This is a genomic window from Rhizobium sp. SYY.PMSO (genome assembly GCF_046840415.1).
In the GTDB taxonomy this organism is placed as follows: Bacteria; Pseudomonadota; Alphaproteobacteria; order Rhizobiales; family Rhizobiaceae; genus Rhizobium.
Genome location: NZ_CP177349.1, coordinates 722,344 through 741,746 on the forward strand (window position 1 = coordinate 722,344; position 19,403 = coordinate 741,746).

16 protein-coding genes and 1 tRNA gene are annotated in these 19,403 nt (G+C 59.8%); 12 read left to right on the forward strand and 5 right to left on the reverse strand.

Going from position 1 to position 19,403, the window contains the following annotated elements; translation table 11 throughout:
* Positions 1-2 precede the first annotated feature (2 nt).
* Positions 3-1,937, reverse strand: a complete 1,935-nt coding sequence (locus ACJJVH_RS03515; protein ID WP_412064756.1) for a bifunctional 5-dehydro-2-deoxygluconokinase/5-dehydro-2-deoxyphosphogluconate aldolase — start codon at positions 1,935-1,937, stop codon at positions 3-5.
* A gap of 179 nt (positions 1,938-2,116) precedes the next feature.
* Positions 2,117-2,989, reverse strand: coding sequence for a MurR/RpiR family transcriptional regulator (locus ACJJVH_RS03520; protein ID WP_112797026.1), 873 nt, complete (start codon positions 2,987-2,989; stop codon positions 2,117-2,119).
* Between the two features lie 224 nt (positions 2,990-3,213).
* Here ACJJVH_RS03520 and ACJJVH_RS03525 point away from each other — a divergent pair, with 224 nt between their 5' ends.
* The 5 genes from ACJJVH_RS03525 (at position 3,214) to ACJJVH_RS03545 (ending at position 9,132) form a co-directional block, all read left to right on the forward strand.
* Positions 3,214-4,332 (forward strand): Gfo/Idh/MocA family protein, encoded by a 1,119-nt coding sequence (locus tag ACJJVH_RS03525; RefSeq protein ID WP_113391860.1) that lies wholly within the window; start codon positions 3,214-3,216, stop codon positions 4,330-4,332.
* A 145-nt stretch (positions 4,333-4,477) separates the two neighbouring features.
* On the forward strand, positions 4,478-5,695 hold the full coding sequence (locus ACJJVH_RS03530; RefSeq protein WP_412064757.1) for an NAD(P)/FAD-dependent oxidoreductase: 1,218 nt from the start codon (positions 4,478-4,480) through the stop codon (positions 5,693-5,695).
* A 130-nt stretch (positions 5,696-5,825) separates the two neighbouring features.
* Positions 5,826-5,916: transfer RNA gene (locus tag ACJJVH_RS03535), tRNA-Ser, on the forward strand.
* Positions 5,917-6,556: 640 nt separating this feature from the next.
* Positions 6,557-7,618: a porin gene (locus ACJJVH_RS03540; RefSeq protein ID WP_112797032.1), complete on the forward strand. Its 1,062-nt coding sequence runs from the start codon at positions 6,557-6,559 to the stop codon at positions 7,616-7,618.
* A 446-nt stretch (positions 7,619-8,064) separates the two neighbouring features.
* Positions 8,065-9,132, forward strand: coding sequence for a porin (locus tag ACJJVH_RS03545; protein ID WP_112797034.1), 1,068 nt, complete (start codon positions 8,065-8,067; stop codon positions 9,130-9,132).
* A 125-nt stretch (positions 9,133-9,257) separates the two neighbouring features.
* Here ACJJVH_RS03545 and ACJJVH_RS03550 read toward each other — a convergent pair whose 3' ends face one another.
* Together ACJJVH_RS03550 and ACJJVH_RS03555 are read right to left on the reverse strand one after the other, a co-directional pair.
* The gene (locus tag ACJJVH_RS03550) at positions 9,258-10,151 is read right to left on the reverse strand and encodes an alpha/beta fold hydrolase (RefSeq protein ID WP_412064758.1); all 894 of its coding nucleotides are present in this window, start codon (positions 10,149-10,151) and stop codon (positions 9,258-9,260) included.
* 76 nt (positions 10,152-10,227) lie between these two features.
* Positions 10,228-12,279 carry a lytic transglycosylase domain-containing protein gene (locus ACJJVH_RS03555; RefSeq protein WP_113358143.1) on the reverse strand — a complete coding sequence of 684 codons (2,052 nt, stop codon included), beginning with the start codon at positions 12,277-12,279 and terminating at the stop codon, positions 10,228-10,230.
* Positions 12,280-12,496: 217 nt separating this feature from the next.
* Here ACJJVH_RS03555 and dapA point away from each other — a divergent pair, with 217 nt between their 5' ends.
* Positions 12,497-13,381, forward strand: a complete 885-nt coding sequence (gene dapA, locus ACJJVH_RS03560) for a 4-hydroxy-tetrahydrodipicolinate synthase (protein ID WP_412064759.1) — start codon at positions 12,497-12,499, stop codon at positions 13,379-13,381.
* A 135-nt stretch (positions 13,382-13,516) separates the two neighbouring features.
* Positions 13,517-13,996: an SsrA-binding protein SmpB gene (gene smpB, locus ACJJVH_RS03565; protein WP_112797040.1), complete on the forward strand. Its 480-nt coding sequence runs from the start codon at positions 13,517-13,519 to the stop codon at positions 13,994-13,996.
* 103 nt (positions 13,997-14,099) lie between these two features.
* Here the strand turns inward: smpB and ACJJVH_RS03570 are convergent, their stop codons facing one another.
* Positions 14,100-14,687 (reverse strand): NYN domain-containing protein, encoded by a 588-nt coding sequence (locus ACJJVH_RS03570; RefSeq protein WP_113405482.1) that lies wholly within the window; start codon positions 14,685-14,687, stop codon positions 14,100-14,102.
* 311 nt (positions 14,688-14,998) lie between these two features.
* On the opposite strand from ACJJVH_RS03570, the gene rpoZ reads away from it, so the two are divergent.
* From rpoZ to acpS, 5 genes are all read left to right on the forward strand, one after another.
* Positions 14,999-15,397: a DNA-directed RNA polymerase subunit omega gene (gene rpoZ / locus ACJJVH_RS03575; protein ID WP_112797044.1), complete on the forward strand. Its 399-nt coding sequence runs from the start codon at positions 14,999-15,001 to the stop codon at positions 15,395-15,397.
* Positions 15,398-15,497: 100 nt separating this feature from the next.
* Positions 15,498-17,720, forward strand: coding sequence for a RelA/SpoT family protein (locus ACJJVH_RS03580; protein ID WP_112797046.1), 2,223 nt, complete (start codon positions 15,498-15,500; stop codon positions 17,718-17,720).
* Between the two features lie 181 nt (positions 17,721-17,901).
* On the forward strand, positions 17,902-18,051 hold the full coding sequence (locus ACJJVH_RS03585; RefSeq protein WP_112797048.1) for a DUF3563 family protein: 150 nt from the start codon (positions 17,902-17,904) through the stop codon (positions 18,049-18,051).
* Between the two features lie 221 nt (positions 18,052-18,272).
* Entirely contained in the window at positions 18,273-18,860 is a 588-nt protein-coding gene (locus ACJJVH_RS03590; protein ID WP_112797050.1) for a DUF2062 domain-containing protein, read from the forward strand.
* A 41-nt stretch (positions 18,861-18,901) separates the two neighbouring features.
* Positions 18,902-19,306 (forward strand): holo-ACP synthase, encoded by a 405-nt coding sequence (gene acpS, locus ACJJVH_RS03595; RefSeq protein WP_113385189.1) that lies wholly within the window; start codon positions 18,902-18,904, stop codon positions 19,304-19,306.
* Positions 19,307-19,403: the final 97 nt, after the last annotated feature.

Genomic DNA, 19,403 nt, shown 5'->3' on the forward strand with positions numbered 1-19,403 from the left:
TGTCAAAGGCTGCGGGTTTTGAGCCACGCATCCGTCAATTGCCGGAAGCGGCCGGCCATGTCGGCAATCGCCTCCTCGTCGTTCATGCCGCCCGACAGCCATGCGCGAGCCGCATCGGAAAAGATGGTCCGCCCGACGGCGAAACCCTTGACCGAGGGAGCGGCGAGCGTCGCCTCGAAGCTGCGGATCAGCTCTTCCGCGGGTGCCTCCAGGCCGAGCAGCACGATACCGCGGCACCATGGATCATTTTTGGCGATCACGGCATCGATTTTTTTCCAGGCCGCTGTCGATTCCTGTGGCTCCAGCTTCCACCAGTCCGGCTTGATGCCGAGCGCGTAGAGCTCCTCCATTGCGGTCGGGATGGTATCGTCGGTCAGCGGCCCGTTCTTGCCGGCGATGATCTCGACCAGAAGCTCGCGGCCGACCTTGCGTGCGGCTTCGAACAGCGTCCGCAGCTTTTCCTGCTGCTCCGCCTTCAGCTCCTTCGGATCGTCCGGATGGTAGAAGCACAGGCACTTGATGCAGTGATTGAGCGGCCATTCAACGAGCTGCGAGCCGATATCCTGGCTGAACTCGAATTTCAGCGGCTTCGATCCCGGCAGTTCGACGGGGCGGCCGATCCAGGAGAAGTCCTTGGTGGCGGCATCGAAGAAGGCGTCGCGCCCGAAGCGCTCGTCGATCAACATGCCATAGCCGCGCCGGCCGTCGGCGACGCGGGCCGCCGCCTCGACGGCAAGCCGCTTGAAGGCAACAATCCTGTCGTGACCGATGCCCAGCTCATCGCAGACACTGACGAGCTGCGAGCGATGATCGATCGCGAGCGCCATCAGCAGCGGGATTTCGTCGCTGCGGCGGGTCGTTGCCCAATGGATGTGGTTGATCGCCTCGTCCTTGCGCAGCGCACGGTGCTTGCTGCCGGTCTTCAGGAAGAAATCGAGTTCCGTCCAGGTCGGATATTCCGGCGAGCAGAGCAGGCGAGAAACGGCAAAGGCGCCGCAGGCGTTCGCCCATGTCGCGCAGGTCTTCAGCGGCTCGCCGCGCAGATAGCCGCGCAGGAAGCCGGACATGAACGCGTCGCCCGCACCGAGAACATTGAACACCTCGATCGGGAAGCCCTGGCCGACGATGCCGGCTTCCAGATCGTCGGAGATCGGGCCGTCATAGACGATGCAACCCATCGCGCCGCGCTTCAGCACGATGACCGCGGACGAAAGACGGCGGATTTCCTTTAGCGCGCCGAGCACGTCGTCGGCGCCGGAGGCGATCATGATTTCTTCTTCCGTGCCGACGATCAGATCGCAATCCGGCAGCGTCTCCTTCATCTTGGAAGACACGCGATCCGACTTCACATAGCGCTCGAAGCCTTCTGCATGGCCGGCAAGGCCCCAGAGGTTCGGCCGGTAGTCGATGTCGAAGATCACTTTGCGGCCGTTCGCCTTGGCGATGCGGATCGCCTTGCGCTGTGCCGCCTCGGTATTGGGCTTGGAAAAATGCGTGCCGGATACCAGTACGGCGCCGGAGGACTGGATGAAGCTTTCGTCGATGTCGTCTTCGTTCAGCGCCATGTCGGCGCAGTCGGATCGATAGAAGATCATCGGCGAGACGCCTTCGGCCTCGACCGCGAGCAGCACCAGCGCCGTCAGGCGCTCCTTGTCCGTGGCGATTCCGTCGACGGCCACACCCTCGCGTGCGGCCTGCTCGCGGATGAAGCGGCCCATCTGCTCGTCGCCGACGCGGGTGATGAGACCGGATTTGAGGCCAAGCCGTGCCGTGCCGATGGCGATGTTGGCCGGGCAGCCGCCAACCGACTTGGCAAACGAGGCGATGTCCTCCAGCCGTGAGCCGATCTGCTGACCGTAAAGATCGACGGAAGACCGGCCGATGGTAATCACATCGAGTTTCGCCTCCGGCCGAGCGCCCGGATTGTCGTGTGCCATGATGTCCTCCCGTCCATGCATGACCTCTCTTGCTCTTCAGCTTGCGCCGAGATCATGCGTTATTGAAAGTGCCGGTATTCGTTTCGTCCCGGTTGCGGCGGATCGGGCGGCCATTTCCCACAGTCGCGATCCCGGTTGTAGTGAAACATCGGTTCCGAGATTTTGTCAATTCGGAATATTTATTCCATTTTCGTTTTGTCGGTTTTTACCGCCCCTTTTCGCCGCCGCTCGGCAATGGCGACCGGAAAGGCCATGATGAGCGCCATGGACGCTGACAGCGAGCGGAAGCCGGCAAAGTCGGCCTCGGCCACTTCGAACCAGTGAGTCGCGCAGGCGGTGAGCGGGGAAAAGGCCGAATCGGTGATGGCGATGACGGGCACGTTGCGCGAGGCGAGATCCTGGGCCTGCGCCAGGCTGTCGGCGGCATAGGGCGAAAAGCTTGCGGCGATTGCCGCGTCTTTTTCCGTGGCGAAACGGGCGATCTCGCCGTCGATGCCGTTGGGCGAGGCGACGATCTGATGGCGTATGTTGAGTTTGGAAAAGGCGTAACTCATATGCGCCGTCAGCGGATAGGAGCGGCGCTTGGCGATGAGATAGATCGTTTCGGCTGCGGCAAGCACATCGACCGCCTTGGCAAACGTATCCGTCTCGATGGTGGCGGCGAGCTTGTTGATGGACTGGCTTGCTGCGGACAAAAAGCCTGAGAGGATGCCGGCCTCTTCGTCTTTGATTCCCGACCGTTCGAGTGTCACCAACCGCTCTTCGTAGCTCAGCGTCCGGTCGCGCAGCCTTTCGCGAAAGATGCTTTGCAGGTCGGAAAAGCCTTCATAGCCGAGGTGATGGGCAAGGCGTACCAGCGTCGAAGGCTGGACTTCGGCCGCGGCGGCGATGCTGGCCGTAGTGCCGAAGGCGATTTCATCGGGATTGCCGAGCGCGAAGGCGGCTACCTGCGCCAGACGCTTCGGCATGGCGTTCTTGCGTTCTATGATCGTGCTGCGCAGGCTCTCGAAGTCGCGCGGCACCCTTGTTTGGGTCTCGATCGTGTTATCCATGCGCCGTCCTTCATCTCCCCTGATGAAATAAATATTCCATATTTGCAACGATACCGGATTTTGATTCGTTCGGCACGAATAATTTTAATTATATGATTTAAAAGAAATAAATTTGGATTTTGAGCCTTGAAAAGCATCTCAGGCTTTGGGGTACGCTTGTCAAAACGGTCTAAATATTCCAAAAATCGCCCGACTTCGGGAGAGGATTTGAGGAGGAAGGGCGAATGAAGCCGTTGGGCGTCGGGTTGATCGGGACCGGCTATATGGGAAAGTGCCATGCGCTGGCATGGAATGCGGTCAAAACCGTATTCGGTGATGTCGCGCGGCCGCGCCTGGTGCATCTGGCGGAAGCCAATGCCGATCTGGCGAAGGCGCGGGGAGACGAATTCGGTTTCGAGAAGGCGACGGCCGATTGGCGCGCGCTCATCGCGGACCCTGAGGTCGACGTCGTCTCCGTCACGACGCCCAACCAGTTCCATCCGGAAATGGCGATCGCGGCGCTCGATGCCGGCAAGCATGTCTGGTGCGAGAAGCCGATGGCGCCATCATACGGCGATGCCGAGCGCATGCTGGCTGCGGCAAAGGCATCCGGCAAGGTCGCCATTCTCGGCTACAATTATATCCAGAACCCGGTGATGCGGCACATCAAGGCGCTGATCGCGGAAGGCGCGATCGGCGCGGTCAATCACGTCCGCGTCGAGATGGATGAGGATTTCATGGCCGATCCGGATGGCCTGTTCTATTGGAAGAGCGAGCTTTCATCCGGCTATGGCGCTCTCGATGACTTTGCCGTCCATCCGCTTTCGCTGCTCTGGTTCCTCTTTGGCCATGTCGAGGCCGTCATCACCGATATGGTGAAGCCCTATGCCGAGCGGCCGCTGAAGGATGGCGGCCGCCGCGCCGTCGAGAATCACGATCTTGCCAATGTGCTGATGCGGCTGGGCGGCGGCATTTCCGCCGTGCTCATGGCCAACCGGTCGGCCTGGGGCCGCAAGGGGCGGATCGCCCTGCAGATTTTCGGTTCGAAGGGCTCCATCTCTTACGATCAGGAGCGCATGAACGAGTTCGAGCTTTACCAGGCCGAGGGCAGGGATAGCGAGCAGGGTTTCCGCAAGGTTCTGGCCGCACCTGCTCACAGACCCTATGAGCGCTTCATCCCGGCGCCGGGACATGGCCTTGGCTTCAACGATCTGAAGATCATCGAATGCCGTGAGCTGATCCGCGCCATTTCCGGCGAGGCTGCGTCAGTCGTGGCTTTCAAAGATGGCCTGCGCATCGAAAAATCGGTCCACGCCATGGCGCAATCCTTCCACGAACGGCGCTGGGTCGAAATATCGGGCTGAGTCTGTCGGCCTAACTTTCTCCCGATCCGGGGCGCAGGGTCAGTCATGATTGACGCTTGCAGGCGCAAGCGTTACCCCTGAAGCTCACAGAGGCATCCTCCCGTATCGCGCGGGCGGATCGCTATAATAACATGGAGTACGGATCGTGACGGGCAGATTGGTCATTGTCGGGGCCGGGCAGGCGGGTTTCGCGCTTGCCGCCAAATTGCGTGGGCTGGGTGATTCGAGGCCGATCACCATCGTTGGCGCCGAGGAGAACCTTCCCTATCAGCGCCCGCCGTTGACCAAGAAGTATCTGCTCGGCGAAATGGCCTTCGATCGCCTGCTGTTCCGTCCCGAGCATTGGTATGCCGACAACAATGTCGAGATTCGCGTATCCACCTGGGTCGAACAGATCGATCGGGCCGCAAAGCGGATCGCGATGCAGGACGGCTCGACGCTGAATTACGATACGCTGGCGCTCGCCACGGGTTCGACGCCGCGCCGGCTGCCGGCTTCCGTCGGCGGCACGCTGGAGGGCGTTTATCTCGCCCGCGACAAGCGCGACGCCGATCGTCTTGCCGGCGAGATGCGTCCCGGCCGCCGGGTTCTCATTATCGGTGGCGGCTATATCGGGCTGGAGGCGGCCGCCGTTGCCCGCCATCGCGGCCTCGAAGTCACGCTCATCGAGATGAGCGACCGGATCCTGCAACGCGTCGCGGCCAAGGAAACCGCCGACATTTTCAGGGCGATCCATCAAAAGCACGATGTCGTCATTCGGGAGAAGACCGGATTGAAGCAGCTCGTCGGACGCGGCGGTCACGTCGCTGCCGCGGAGCTTTCCGACGGGTCGACCATCGACGTCGATTTTGTCGTCGTCGGCATCGGCGTCGCTCCCAACGACAGGCTCGCCAAGGAGGCCGGTCTCGAGGTCGGCAACGGCATCGTCGTCGATGCGTTTGCCCGTACTTCCGATCCCTCCATCTTCGCCATGGGCGATTGCGTCGAACTGCCGTGGGAGGGAGGCCGAATCCGCCTCGAATCGGTCCAGAATGCGGTCGATCAGGCGGAGGCTGCGGCCGCCATCATCGCCGGCAGCGAGAAAGCCTATGACCCGAAGCCGTGGTTCTGGTCGGATCAATATGACGTGAAGCTGCAGATCGCCGGTTTCAACCTGGGTTACGACGAGACGCTGCTGCGGCCAGGCGTGCGCGAAGGTGCCGCTTCGGTCTGGTATTTCAAGCAGGGCCGGTTCATCGCCGTCGATGCGATAAACGACGCAAAGGCCTATGTTGCCGGCAAGAAGCTCCTGGAGACCGGCGCCAACCCCTCCAGGGAGATATTGGCCGACCCGGCCGCCGATTTGAAGCAGTTGTTGGCCTGATATGCGTTTGCAAGCCGGCCGGACCATGCTCCGACCGGCGATCGGCGGTTGTCGAATCTCCGAAAAGAACGTGTTTGAAGGTGAAAAAGCGCTTGCGTCGATAAATGATTGGCCGTATCAGGGCCGCACCGGAGAGGTGGCCGAGTGGTCGAAGGCGCTCCCCTGCTAAGGGAGTATACGTCAAAAGCGTATCGAGGGTTCGAATCCCTTCTTCTCCGCCATCCCCCAGATTTCAAATGCAAGATACGTGATTTCGGCAGGCAGGCTTCTTTGTTCGCCTTTATCCCATCCGTGCCGTCACATCGTGAAGCGCATGGGGCGGTGATTCCGTCAGCGCTCTTTGCGAGTCTCCATGGAAAAACTGCCGACCTTGAGTCGCCGGCTCCGAATCGCTCGGACAGAATCATTGAGGTGCTTGCATCGATTTGGGACAGCCCCGAGGACGATTGCCCGCCGTTACGACCGGTAGCCGCCGCTTCAAATGTCGTAAATGATCCCCAATGCCTCGCGAAAGCTCCCCGGATCGCGGCTTGTTGCCCTTTGGTGCTCGGTTTGCATGTCCGGCCCCGGAATTGGGATGTTCCCCCTAAGTTACCGTAGATTAAGGGGTTTCTTAACGAAATCTAAATCTATGTGGCCGCCGCGTCGTCGATTTGTGTCCTTTCGGCAACAGCAACTGCGGAAGGCTTACGCAAATCCCCCTTTCGGAGAAGATGTCGATTGCGTGACAGAGCGCGTCTTGTATTTTCACTCTCGGAAGCGAGGGCGATTGATCGTCCACTTCTTGAAACGCGAGGATGGGACAGGGAATACCTTCGGGTAGTTCTCATTCTCGATATAAAACTTTGACTGGAGGTCAATATGAACATCAAGAGCCTTCTTCTGGGCTCCGCTGCTGCGCTTGCAGCAGTTTCCGGCGCTCATGCAGCCGACGCTGTCGTTGCTGCTGAGCCGGAGCCGCTTGAATACGTTCGCATCTGCGATGCATACGGTGCTGGCTACTTCTTCATTCCGGGCACCGAAACCTGCCTCAAGATCGGTGGCAAGGTTCGTACCGAAGGTCAGTGGTACGACCCCTACAACCCGAACAGCCGTTTCGGCACCAAGTGGCACACCCGCGCTGAGCTCCGTCTGGAGACCGCAACGGATACCGAATACGGTCCGCTGAAGACCAACACCGAGCTGCGTTGGGACTGGAACGACGGTAGCGCGACCTCCACCAACCTGCTGCACGCCAGCATCAGCCTCGGCGGCTTCACCGTTGGTAAGGAAGACTCCCAGTTCAACGTATTCACCGGTTATGCCGGCGACGTCATCAACGACGACGTGGTCTATGACGGCCCGTACGAATTGAACCAGATCACCTACAACTACGACGCAGGCAACGGCTTCACGGCTGTTATCTCGCTCGAAGACAGCAACTCCGGCACGGGTGCAACTGGCTCCAACGGCGAAGACAGCTCCGACCATTACGCTCCTGACGTTGTTGCCGGTGCTGGCTTCAAGTCCGGCGCATGGGGCTTCAAGGTCGTCGGCGGCTACGACTCGATCGTCGAAGAAGGCGCCATCAAGGCTCGCGTCGATGCCGACTTCGGCGGCTTCTCGGCCTTCTTGATGGGCGGCTGGAACACCGATGGCGACAAGCTCAACAAGTACGCCGGTGCGAACGGCGCAGGCGATGCTACTGGTATCGGCTGGGGTGACTGGGCTGTCTGGGGCGGCGTTGGCGTACCGGTCAATGAAAAGCTGAAGTGGAACCTCCAGCTCGCCTACACCGACTCGAAGATCTTTGCCGCTACCACCAACGTCAAGTGGAACCCGGTCAAGAACCTGCTCATCGAGCCGGAAGTTTCCTACACCAACTGGGACTCCATCAATCAGGACCAGTGGGCTGGTATCCTCCGCTTCGAGCGCACGTTCTAATCTGATCTGACCCAGGTCATATCCGATTTCACCTATGGTGACGAAAAACCCGGCCCTCGGCCGGGTTTTTTGCATCTCTGGGTATTGGCAAGCTGAATTGCGGATCGCGAGGCGTTATGCGCCTCTCCTTGAAATACCTCTCATGAATTGCAGCTATTGCTAAAGTAAATCCAGGTAAAATTGGCTCGCGCGCGCCAGAAAATATGACGCTTTTGCGACGTGATTTTTGTGCAACGCACATTTCGAAATGGCCGTCACAATTGTTCATAGTTTATCTCTGATATTGCTCTGAAAAAAACGATCTGTAGGTTCCAACGCGGAAGCGAGACTTAGAGTCTTGGTTCTCCCAGATCAGGGGTCAACTTTTGAAAACCAGGTGGGGTAGGGCACGTCGATTTTCTCGGCGTGAGTTGTCATACCTAATCTATATTGGAACTGGAGTTACTATGAACATCAAGAGCCTTCTTCTCGGCTCCGCTGCTGCGCTGGCAGCAGTATCCGGTGCTCATGCGGCTGACGCGATCGTCGCTGCCGAGCCGGAGCCGCTGGAATACGTTCGCATCTGCGATGCATACGGTGCTGGCTACTTCTTCATTCCCGGCACTGAAACCTGCCTCAAGATCGGCGGCATGGTCCGTACCGAAGGCGGCTGGTACAATGCTTACAAGGCTGGTCAGGATGCAGGCGCCCGCGGCACCTACTGGCATACCCGCGCCGAGCTGAGACTTTCGACCGCCACGGATACCGAATACGGTCCGCTGAAGACCAGCACGGTCTATCGTTTCGACTGGAACGACGGCAACGCTACGACGAACAAGCTGCTCTGGGCCAACATCAGCCTCGGTGGCTTCCTCGTCGGTAAGAACGATTCGGTTTACTCGACCTTCCTCGGCTATGCCGGCGACGTCATCAACGACGACGTGATCGAGTACGGTATCAATGGTACCGACGAACTGAACCAGATCACCTACAACTACGATGCCGGCAATGGCTTTACCGCCGTCATCTCGCTGGAAGATTCCAATTCCGGCACGGGTGCAACCGGTGCCAACGGCGAAGACAGCTCCGACCACTACGCTCCGGACGTTGTTGCCGGTGCTGGCTACAAGGCCGGCGCCTGGCAGTTCCGTGTCGTCGGTGGCTATGACTCCATCGTCGAGGAAGGCGCAGTCAAGGCTCGCGTCGATGCCGATTTCGGCGTTCTCACCGCTTTCGTTATGGGTGGCTGGAACACGGATGGCGACAAGCTCAACAAGTACGCCGGTGCTGGCGGTGCTGGTCTCGGCTGGGGCGATTGGGCTGTCTGGGGCGGCGTTGGCGTTCCGATCAACGAAAAACTCAAGTGGAACCTGCAGCTTTCCTACGACGATCTGAAGACTTTCGCTGCGACGACGAACGTCAAGTTCAACCCCGTCAAGGACCTGCTGATCGAGCCGGAAGTGACTTACGTCAACTACGATGCAGTCAACAAGGATACCTGGGCCGGTATCCTCCGCTTCCAGCGCAGCTTCTAATTCGGTTCGCCGAATCAAGTTCGAAAGATCTCCTGATCAGACCTCCGATCAGGAGAGGAAAGGCCCGGTCTCCCAACCGGGCCTTTTCATTTCAAACCGGTAGCAAATCACGACATGCGTATTCGTCAGAGCGTGGAGATGAAGTGCCTGATAGAGTCGGGGATATCGCCGAAATGCAGAATGGGAGCGTGGCCTTGGCCGCGGGCCGTCTTGACGACGGTGCCTGGATGCCGCGCCGCCATCTCGTCGGTGGTCGCCTGCGTCAGCAGCTTCGAGTTTTCGCCGCGAATCACCATCAGCGGGATATCCTGAAATCCTTGGAATTGCGGCCATAGATCGGGAATCGGCGCCTCCAGATCGAGCGTCTTCATCTGGGCCGCAATGGCGGGATCGTATTCGGCCACCGGTTTGCCGTCGCGAGAGGCGTAGATCGCCCGCGCCATATCCTCCCAATCGTCCGCGCCGAGCGCTGTAAACGCATTGCCGTGATTTTCCCGCAGGATTTCGACCGCCTCGTTCCAAGTGTCGGGTTGTCTGCCACGGTTGAGATAATCGCGAATATCCATCAGCCCGATCTTTTCCAGAACGGGGCCGATGTCGTTGAGAATAACCGCTTTCAGGATGTCGGGGCGGCTTGCCGCCAGGAGATGCAAGACCAGCCCACCGCGCGAGGTGCCGATGAATATGGCCTGCCGGATGCCAAGAGCGGCGCAGGCCGTCAGGACGTCCTGCGCTTCGATGACGAGATTGTAGCGGGATTTATCCTCGTCCCATTCGGATGCTCCGCGTCCGCGAGCATCGAGCGTGATCACCCGGCGCGGAGCCACAGGATCCTGCGACAGAAGCATCGCCAGCTGATGAAAGTCGCGCGAATTGCGGGTGAGGCCGGGCAGGCAGAAGACAGGCGGCCGGTTTTTTGTACTGGCCTCGTCACCGATGTAGTCCCGCACATGGAGTTTCAGGCCGTCGTCGGCCGCTATCGTCATGGAAAGGAAACCGCTTTCATCGTCGCTGCTCATGCGTCACCCCTCAATGCTGCGAATGTCATGAGGGATGTAACGTCATTTCCGCAGGCCGCACAACTGCGTCGGTCGATCAGCCGCGGCCGTCGACCAGATCGTGGACGATGTCGGTCTTTTGGCCCAACCGGGCCTTGTAGACCTGATAATTCTCCATGACTCGCTGGACGTAGTTTCGGGTCTCGGGGAAGGGGATGCGCTCGATCCAGTCGATGACGTCGTCAAGCGACTTGCCGCGCGGGTCGCCATAGCGGCCGATCCATTCCGGCACCTTGTTCGGTCCTGCGTTGTAGGCGATGAAGGTGAGAATGTAGGAGCCGCCGAACGCATCGATCTGTTCGCCGAGATAGTGAGCGCCGAGTGTGGCGTTGTAGCCGGCATCCTGCGTCAGCCTGTCGGCGGAATAGGTCATGCCGTGCCGGCCGGCAACCGCCTTTGCCGTCTTCGGCAGCAGTTGCAGCAGACCGCGCGCGTTGGCGGAGGAAACGGCAGCAGGATTGAAGGCGCTTTCCTGGCGCGCAATGGCGTAGGCAAGCGCCTTGCCGGAACCGGAAATATTGGCATTGTCCGGGATGACGCCGATCGGGAATGCGAGCGCTGCAACGTCGACGCCGCGGCCATAGGCGATCTTGCCGATCTGCAGCGAAAGCTGATGGTTGCCGGAGCGCTCGGCGCGAGCGGCCAGCATGGCGATCTCGCCGGGGCTTTCCAGCTGCCTTGCGAGCGCACGATAGAGCGCGTCGGCACGCCAGCCGTGGCCTGCCGCTTCGAGCCGCGAGATCGCCTGCACCGCCTCGCGCCCCTGGAAACGCTGGCGGTCGTCGGCCGAAGGAGAGGGGTAGGCAACATTCAGCGTGCGTCGGCCGAGTTTTTCAGCGGCGAGCTGGCCGTAGAATGTGCTCGGATAGGAAGCAGCCTTGGCATAAAAATCGGCGGCCTTGCCCGGGCCGCCCGCTTCGGCGGCGCGACCGAGCCAGTACCAGCCGCGCGATTGCGAGATCGGCCCGCTCGATACCTGCAGGATCCTACGGAAATGGGCCGCCGCGTTTGCACCGTCCTGCAGGCCGCGCAGAGCATACCACCCGGCATGGAACTCGGCTTCGCCGACATCCTGCGGGCTTTCCGCGACGCTGGCATCGACAACGCGATAGGCGGCCTTGAATTCGCCCTGATCCACCAGGCCGCGGCTGACGATGCGCTGCTCGTTCCACCATTGGCCGGGGTTGACGAGCAGGCTGCGGTCGCGCGGCATCTGCGCCAGGAGATTGGCGGCATCGTCATACCTGTTCTGACGGCGCAGGTTTTCGATCCGCATGAAGAGATAGGCGGGGTCCTTGCGCCATTGGGCATCGATTGCTGTTATCAGCGCGTCGGCTTTGGGAGAGCGGTTGTTGACGGCCGCCCAGGCATTGTAGAGCGATTGCGCTCGGCCGAGGTCGCCGAAGCGTTTGGCCTGCGCAGTCCGGTCGCGGTAAAGCAGATAGTCCATGCGCGCCTTGTGGTCGGCAGGCGTCAGCAGGTTTGGAAATTCCGCTAGGATCTTGTCCTCGAGAGACTTGTCCAGCGGTTCGTTGCGCCAGATCTTGCGGATCAGCTTTCCGGCCTGCGCGGATGCGCCGCGCGCCATGAGGGCGCGGGAAAGAATGACGGCGCCCTCCGCGGTCTCCGGCTGGGTATTGCCGAATGCGGCGAGGACCTGATCGGTCGCCGGATTTTCATTGTAAAGCGCCCGCTCGGAATTGGCGCGCAGACTGCCGAGGCCCGGCCATCCCGGAAGCTCGCGGGACGCGGCCGCAATCTCGCCCGAGGGAATGCCCGGCTGGCCGGATGTGGCAATCGCCCAGGTCAGGATATGGCGATCGAGCGTCCCTTCGCTCATGCCGTTGCGGATGGCGAGCGCCTGCATCGGGTTCTTGTTGGAAAGCGCGTCAAGGCCGGCTTTCAGGTCGCTGCTTACGGGGTTGATGGCCCCGCTGCGCGGGATTGCGGCGGTGTTCATCGGGTCGGTCGCCATGGCGACATCAGCGCTTGCGCGTGTCGATATCTGCCGGCCGGGAAGTTGCGAGGCGACAGCGCCCCAGGCGACCGCCAAGCCCACAGCGGTCCAGATCATGACAGGTCTCTTCATCCGGCTACTCACAAAACAATCAGGCCCTTCCCATTTGCCAAACTCTATATTAACGAAACCTTACCGGTGCTTCGGATTTCAATCAATTATGATATCGGAAACTGCCCTCTACCATTCAAAGCGTGCTTGTCGCCGCCAAGCCGGCGCTTTATGGTGCGCGGATTCATAACCATGGATTGCGGCTGAAGCATGAATGCCGCGCCGCTAGGAGACTTGCATGTTCCAGGGATCCATTCCCGCACTCGTGACGCCCTTTACTGACGCCGGCAAGGTGGATGAGGCTTCGTTCGCCTCCCATGTCGAGTGGCAGATAAAAGAGGGTAGCAAGGGTTTGGTGCCCGTGGGCACGACCGGGGAATCGCCGACCCTGTCGCATGAGGAACACAAGCGCGTCGTCGAGCTCTGCATCGAAATCGCCGCCAAGCGCGTGCCGGTCATGGCCGGAGCGGGCTCGAACAATACCCGCGAGGCGATCGAGCTGGCGCTGTATGCCGAAAAGGTCGGCGCCGATGCGGTTCTGGTCGTCACGCCCTATTACAACAAGCCGACGCAGAAGGGTCTCTTCGCCCACTTTGCCGCCATTGCGGAAGCCGTGAAGCTGCCGATCTACATCTACAATATCCCGGGCCGTTCGGTCGTCGACATGACGCCGGAGACGATGGGTGCGCTCGCCAAGGCCTATTCCAACATCGTCGGGGTGAAGGATGCGACCGGCAAGATCGAACGCGTTTCCGAGCAGCGCATCAGCTGCGGCCGCGATTTCCGTCAGCTTTCGGGCGAGGATGCGACCTCGCTCGGCTTCAACGCCCATGGCGGCGTCGGCTGTATTTCGGTCACGGCCAATATCGCGCCGCGCCTTTGCGCCGAATTCCAGGCGGCCACGCTTGCGGGAGATTTCGCCAAGGCGCTGGAATACCAGGATCGGCTGATGCCGCTGCACAGGGCGATCTTCCTGGAGCCTGGTCTTTGCGGCGCCAAGTACGGCCTTTTCCGTCTCGGCCGCATGAGCCGCAACGTGCGCTCGCCGCTTTTGTCGACGCTGGAGCCGGGCACGGAGGCTGCGATCGATGCAGCCATGCGCCATGCCGGCCTCCTGAACTGACGTTATTGGACACCCATCTCCGAAACTCTGCCGGGCCGCTCTCTTCACAAGGAGAGCGGTCTCGCTTATTTAGGGGGCAGGAACCTGGCACGCCCTTGGCCGCTGCCGGAATGACGCAAGAAAAGAAGAAGAAACATGGCCCCCAAAGGCAGCCAGCGTGTAGTGAAGAAGATTGTGGCGGAGAACCGCAAGGCTCGCTTCAACTACGAGATCATCGACACTTATGAAGCAGGGCTGGTGCTGAAGGGCACCGAGGTCAAGTCGCTGCGCGAAGGCAAGGCCAACATCGCCGAATCCTACGCTTCCGACGAGGACGGCGAGATCTGGCTGATCAATTCCTATCTGCCGGAATATCTGCAGGCCAACCGCTTCAACCACGAGCCGCGCCGCCGCCGGAAGCTGCTGCTTTCGAGCCGTGAAATCGGACGCCTGCGTTCGGCGATCAATCGCGAAGGCATGACGCTGGTGCCGTTGAAGATCTATTTCAACGACAATGGCCGCGCAAAGCTGGAATTGGCTCTCGCCAAGGGCAAGAAGCTTCATGACAAGCGCGAATCCGAAAAGGAACGCGATTGGAACCGGCAGAAAAGCCGCTTGCTCAAGGACAATGGCTAGCGCGGCAGCGATAGTCGACGCACCGCTCTATCTCTTTGTTTGTACGCGATTCTGGACGGAAAACCGCTGCGCACTTTTCGAGGAATTGCTCCGGTGAGCGGCTTTACTGCTCGCCGGAGTCCGCGGCGGCGTGGCTTGTCTCGGTGACCCGGGCAGGACGGTCCGAAGCCTCGCGGCCGATTTCCGCTTTCAGCGATACGAGATCGATGAAATGATCGGCCTGCCGGCGCAGATCGTCGGCGATCATCGGCGGCTGGGTTGCCATGGTCGAAATAACCGAAACCTTGCGTCCGCGCCGCTGCAAGGCCTCCACGAGAGTCGTGAAGTCGCCGTCGCCGGAAAAGATCACCAGATGATCGACGGTTTCGGATTGCTCCATGGCGTCGATCGCCAGTTCGATATCCATGTTGCCCTTGATCTTGCGGCGCCCCATGGAGTCGGTGAATTCCTTCGCCGGCTTGGTGATGACCTTGTAGCCGTTGTAGTCGAGCCAATCGATCAACGGGCGGATCGACGAATATTCCTGATCCTCGATCAGGGCGGTGTAATAATAGGCGCGCAGGAGATATCCGCGTTTCTGGAACGCTTTCAGGAGCTTGCGGTAGTCGATATCGAAACCGAGGCTTTTGGATGCAGCGTAGAGATTGGCGCCGTCTATAAAGAGTGCAATTTTTTCGCGTGGGTCAAACATCGCTTACATATCCACTGTTATAAAAACGTAATCACTTCATTCAAACTTCAGATAAAACAATGCCTTGTGCGGCCTTGCAGAATAATTCGTAATACTTTATGAATTATTCATATAAACGAGATTTAGGGCACGAAATGCGATATTCCAAGCAATTTCAGGTAGAAACGGCTTTTTGTCTAGGAGTATTTTAGCACTTTCACGGAGGGTGCAAAGCCGCTCCAACAGGAAAAACTTGAATTTGCCGCCGTTTGCTTGTATCGGCGTGCTACTCCGAGACATGACGACGACATCACGACCGCAAAGGACAGGCAATGGCCCGTGTCACAGTAGAAGATTGCATTGATAAAGTAGAGAACCGGTTCGAGCTCGTGCTGCTCGCCAGCCATCGCGCCCGCTTGGTTTCGCAGGGTGCCGCGATCACGATCGACCGCGACAATGACAAGAACCCGGTTGTCGCGTTGCGCGAGATCGCGGACGAGACGCTTTCGCCGGACGACCTCAAGGAAGACCTGATTCATTCGCTGCAGAAGCACGTCGAAGTGGATGAGCCCGAGCCGGATCCGGCAAGCCTCCTTGCCGCCGGCGCCACTGCGTCCAGCGAAGAGGAAGAAGATCTGCCGGAAACTGTTACTTTCGACCAGATGTCGGAAGAAGAACTTCTGGCCGGTATCGAAGGTCTGGTTCCGCCGGAAAAAAGCGACGATTACTGATCGTTGGCCTTGATGCTCCAAACAGGAGCGATATGATGACAGGATGCGTGCGCCGGTCGGATGACTGGCGCGCTTTTGTTTTTGCTGGAGTAGCCTTGGAATGATGCGGCAATACGAGCTTGTTGAGCGTGTGCAGAAATACAAGCCCGATGCCAACGAAGCTCTACTCAACAAGGCCTATGTCTATGCCATGCAGAAGCATGGACAGCAGAAACGCGCCAGCGGCGATCCCTATATTTCCCATCCTCTCGAAGTTGCTGCCATCCTCACGGATATGCGTCTGGATGAATCCACCATCGCGGTCGCTCTCCTGCACGACACGATCGAGGATACGACGGCGACGCGCGCCGAAATCGACGAGATGTTCGGAGAAGATATCGGCCGTCTGGTCGAGGGGCTGACGAAGATCAAGAAGCTCGATCTCGTCACCAAGAAGGCGAAGCAGGCCGAAAACCTTCGCAAGCTGCTGCTGGCCATTTCCGACGACGTGCGCGTGCTTCTGGTGAAGCTTGCCGATCGCCTGCACAATATGCGTACGCTCGACCATATGTCGCCGGAAAAGCGCGCGCGCATTTCCGAGGAGACGATGGAAATCTATGCGCCGCTCGCCGGCCGCATGGGCATGCAGGACATGCGCGAGGAACTGGAGGAGCTTTCTTTCCGTCACATCAATCCGGAAGCGCATGAGACCGTCACCAAGCGTCTGGAGGAGCTTTCGCGCCGCAACGAAGGTCTGGTGAAGAAGATCGAGACCGAGCTGCGCGATCTGCTCGTTGCCAACGGCCTTGCCAATGCCATGGTCAAGGGCCGGCTGAAGAAGCCTTATTCGGTCTTCCGCAAGATGCAGTCGAAATCGCTCTCCTTCGAGCAGCTTTCCGATATCTACGGTTTCCGTCTTCTCGTCGACGACATCCCGTCCTGCTACCGGGCGCTCGGCATCGTGCATACGCGCTGGCGCGTCGTCCCCGGGCGCTTCAAGGATTATATCTCGACGCCCAAGCAGAACGACTACCGCTCCCTGCACACGACCATCGTCGGCCCCTCCAGCCAGCGCATCGAGCTGCAGATCCGCACGAAGCGCATGCATGAGATCGCCGAGTTCGGCATCGCCGCCCACACGCTGTATAAGGATGGCACCAACGGCAACGGCGACAACGAGCTGCTGTCGCGCGAAAGCAACGCCTATTCCTGGCTGCGCCACACCATCGAGGCGCTGGCCGAAGGCGACAGCCCGGAAGAATTCCTCGAGCATACGAAGCTCGAACTCTTCCAGGACCAGGTCTTCTGCTTCACGCCCAAGGGCAAGCTGATCGCCTTGCCGCGGGGCGCTACGCCGATCGACTTCGCCTATGCCGTCCACACCAACATCGGCGACACGACGGTCGGCGCCAAGATCAATGGCCGCATCATGCCGCTGGTAACGCGGCTGAACAATGGCGACGAAGTCGAGATCATCCGCTCCGGCGTGCAGGTGCCGCCGGCGGCCTGGGAAGAAATCGTCGTGACGGGCAAGGCGCGCGCCGCCATTCGCCGCGCGACCCGGCTTGCCATTCGCAAGCAGTATGCCGGCCTCGGCCATCGTATTCTGGAGCGCACTTTCGAGCGCGCCGGCAAGGTGTTTTCGCGCGACGGCCTGAAGCCGGCGCTGCATCGTCTCGGCCAGAAGGATGTGGAAGACGCCATCGCCGCCGTCGGGCGGGGAGAGATGTCGTCTCTCGATGTGCTGCGCGCCGTCTATCCCGATCATCAGGACGAGCGTGTCACCGTCAAGCCTGCCGGCGACGAAGGCTGGTTCAACGTTCGCAGCGCGTCGGGCATGATTTTCAAGATCCCCGGCAAGAACAAGGCCGACATTTCCGACGGCGGCGATCTCGATGCCCCGCCGATCCGCGGTATCTCTTCCAATGTCGCCGTTCATTTCGCCCCGACCGGCGCCGTTCCCGGCGACCGCATCGTCGGCATCATGGAAAAAGGCAAGGGCATCACCATATATCCGATCCAGTCGCCCGTCCTGCAACGCTTCGACGACGAGCCGGAACGCTGGATCGACGTGCGCTGGGACCTGGATGAGGCCAACAAATCCCGCTTCATGGCGCGCATCCTGATCAATGCCTTGAACGAGCCGGGTACGCTGGCAAAGGTGGCGCAGTCCGTTGCGGATGTCGACGTCAACATCCGCGTGCTCAACACCGTTCGCGTCGCTGCGGATTTCACCGAAATGGCCCTCGACGTCGAGGTCTGGGATTTGCGCCAGCTCAATCAGCTGCTGGTGCAGCTCAAGGAGCTCGATTGCATTGCCACGGTGAAGCGCCTTTACGAGTGAGCGACCATCGATCCGAGGCGGGGTGCACATTTTGTGATCATTTTATGACCAAAATGAAGCCTCTTCTGGAGTAGATATGCATAAAGCGCATGGCTGCGTATATTTTAGAGCGGTGGTAATTACCCTTTGCCGCGCCTATCTTCTGGTCATCGAAGAAACGAAACAGAGATGAGAGAAGACAATGTTTACCCCGATCAAGAAAATCGCCCGCGCCCTGCGCGCCACGAGTGTCGAAGAGCGCGAAATGGCTTACCTGAACGGCTCGCACGACCGTTTTGACCTTGAATATCGTCAGCGTCAGGTCGACCGCGGTCTGTTCCGCCAGCGTTAATCGCAGTCAATACTTTCAAGACCAGGAGGGGCGCGTCGTTATTGCGCCCTTGGAGCATCCCGATACTGCGGGATTGCTTCCAGTAAATGAGAGAGCGTTCCGCTGTCTGCATCCCGGACAGGCGGCGTTTCAAAAAAGGGCCGCACTTTCGGTTCTTAATCGGTGCGTGATACGTTTGGCCGCTCTTGTCACGACGGCCTCCATTGCACTAGATAAGCCGCATGCTATTTCGTCGCCGAAAACCACTGACATTCAAAGAAAAACTGCGGGAGCATCTTTGGCCCCGCAAGGGTTTCGTCCGCTCGTTCCAATATTTCGGCAAGCGTCTCGTTCGCCTTGCCGCGTCGCCGCACTCGGTAGCGGCCGGTTTTGCGGCTGGAATCGTCGTGTCCTGGACGCCGTTCATCGGCGTGCATTTCGTGATGGCGATCATCATCGCCTATCTGATCGGCGGCAATGTCATCGCTTCCGCGCTCGGCTGTCTGGCGGCCGGCAATCCCATCACCTATCCGTTCATCTGGGCATTCACCTGGGAAATCGGCCATCTGATCCTCGCGCGTGACGGCGGCGGGCAGGGCGGCGGCATCGATCTGCCGGCACTCTGGCACAAGGGCGATCTCCTGCAGATTTGGGACCCGGTATTGAAGCCGATGCTGATCGGCGGCATTCCGCCGGCCATCGTTACCGGCGTGATCGTCTATGCACTCACCTATTATGGCGTGAAGACCTTCAAGACGCGCCGCAAGGAGCGCCTGATGGAACGCGCCCGCGAAAGGCTGGCGCTGGCCGAGAACGCATCCAGCGTCTGACGCAGCCTCGACATCGTCCGGGCCGTCAGGAGGGCCAATCCATGATTATCGGCATAGGCAGCGATCTCATCGACATCCGGCGGGTGGAAAAGACGATCGAACGTTTCGGCGCCCGGTTCATCGAGCGCTGCTTTACCGACGTCGAGCGTGCCAAGTCCGAAGGCCGCAAGAACAGGGCGGCTTCCTATGCCAAGCGCTTTGCCGCCAAGGAAGCCTGCTCCAAGGCTCTGGGAACCGGCCTGGCGCAAGGCGTCTTCTGGCGGGACATGGGCGTCGTCAATCTGCCGAGCGGCAAGCCGACGATGCGCTTGACCGGTGGCGCCGCCGAAAGGCTGACCTTCATGCTGCCGGAAAATCACCGTGCGGCCATTCATTTGACGATAACGGATGATTTTCCTCTTGCTCAGGCTTTTGTGATCATCGAGGCATTGCCGATAGACGGCTGAATCGCAGCCATATGTCGCTTTTGGCATCCGCGCCATTGCCGCAATGATGTGAAGCGAGTAGAGAGTGCCTGAATGCAAGTTGCGCCGGTGGGGTGCG

Excerpts from the sequence above, each read along its gene's own strand:
- ACJJVH_RS03525 (WP_113391860.1), top strand. The coding sequence starts at position 3,214 with ATGAAGCCGTTGGGCGTCGGGTTGATCGGGACCGGCTATATGGGAAAG.
- ACJJVH_RS03550 (WP_412064758.1), bottom strand. The coding sequence starts at position 10,151 with ATGAGCAGCGACGATGAAAGCGGTTTCCTTTCCATGACGATAGCGGCC.
- ACJJVH_RS03580 (WP_112797046.1), top strand. The coding sequence starts at position 15,498 with ATGATGCGGCAATACGAGCTTGTTGAGCGTGTGCAGAAATACAAGCCC.
- acpS (WP_113385189.1), top strand. The coding sequence starts at position 18,902 with ATGATTATCGGCATAGGCAGCGATCTCATCGACATCCGGCGGGTGGAA.
- ACJJVH_RS03520 (WP_112797026.1), bottom strand. The coding sequence starts at position 2,989 with ATGGATAACACGATCGAGACCCAAACAAGGGTGCCGCGCGACTTCGAG.
- smpB (WP_112797040.1), top strand. The coding sequence starts at position 13,517 with ATGGCCCCCAAAGGCAGCCAGCGTGTAGTGAAGAAGATTGTGGCGGAG.
- ACJJVH_RS03590 (WP_112797050.1), top strand. The coding sequence starts at position 18,273 with ATGCTATTTCGTCGCCGAAAACCACTGACATTCAAAGAAAAACTGCGG.
- ACJJVH_RS03570 (WP_113405482.1), bottom strand. The coding sequence starts at position 14,687 with ATGTTTGACCCACGCGAAAAAATTGCACTCTTTATAGACGGCGCCAAT.
- ACJJVH_RS03540 (WP_112797032.1), top strand. The coding sequence starts at position 6,557 with ATGAACATCAAGAGCCTTCTTCTGGGCTCCGCTGCTGCGCTTGCAGCA.
- ACJJVH_RS03545 (WP_112797034.1), top strand. The coding sequence starts at position 8,065 with ATGAACATCAAGAGCCTTCTTCTCGGCTCCGCTGCTGCGCTGGCAGCA.
- dapA (WP_412064759.1), top strand. The coding sequence starts at position 12,497 with ATGTTCCAGGGATCCATTCCCGCACTCGTGACGCCCTTTACTGACGCC.
- ACJJVH_RS03555 (WP_113358143.1), bottom strand. The coding sequence starts at position 12,279 with ATGAAGAGACCTGTCATGATCTGGACCGCTGTGGGCTTGGCGGTCGCC.
- ACJJVH_RS03515 (WP_412064756.1), bottom strand. The coding sequence starts at position 1,937 with ATGGCACACGACAATCCGGGCGCTCGGCCGGAGGCGAAACTCGATGTG.
- rpoZ (WP_112797044.1), top strand. The coding sequence starts at position 14,999 with ATGGCCCGTGTCACAGTAGAAGATTGCATTGATAAAGTAGAGAACCGG.
- ACJJVH_RS03585 (WP_112797048.1), top strand. The coding sequence starts at position 17,902 with ATGTTTACCCCGATCAAGAAAATCGCCCGCGCCCTGCGCGCCACGAGT.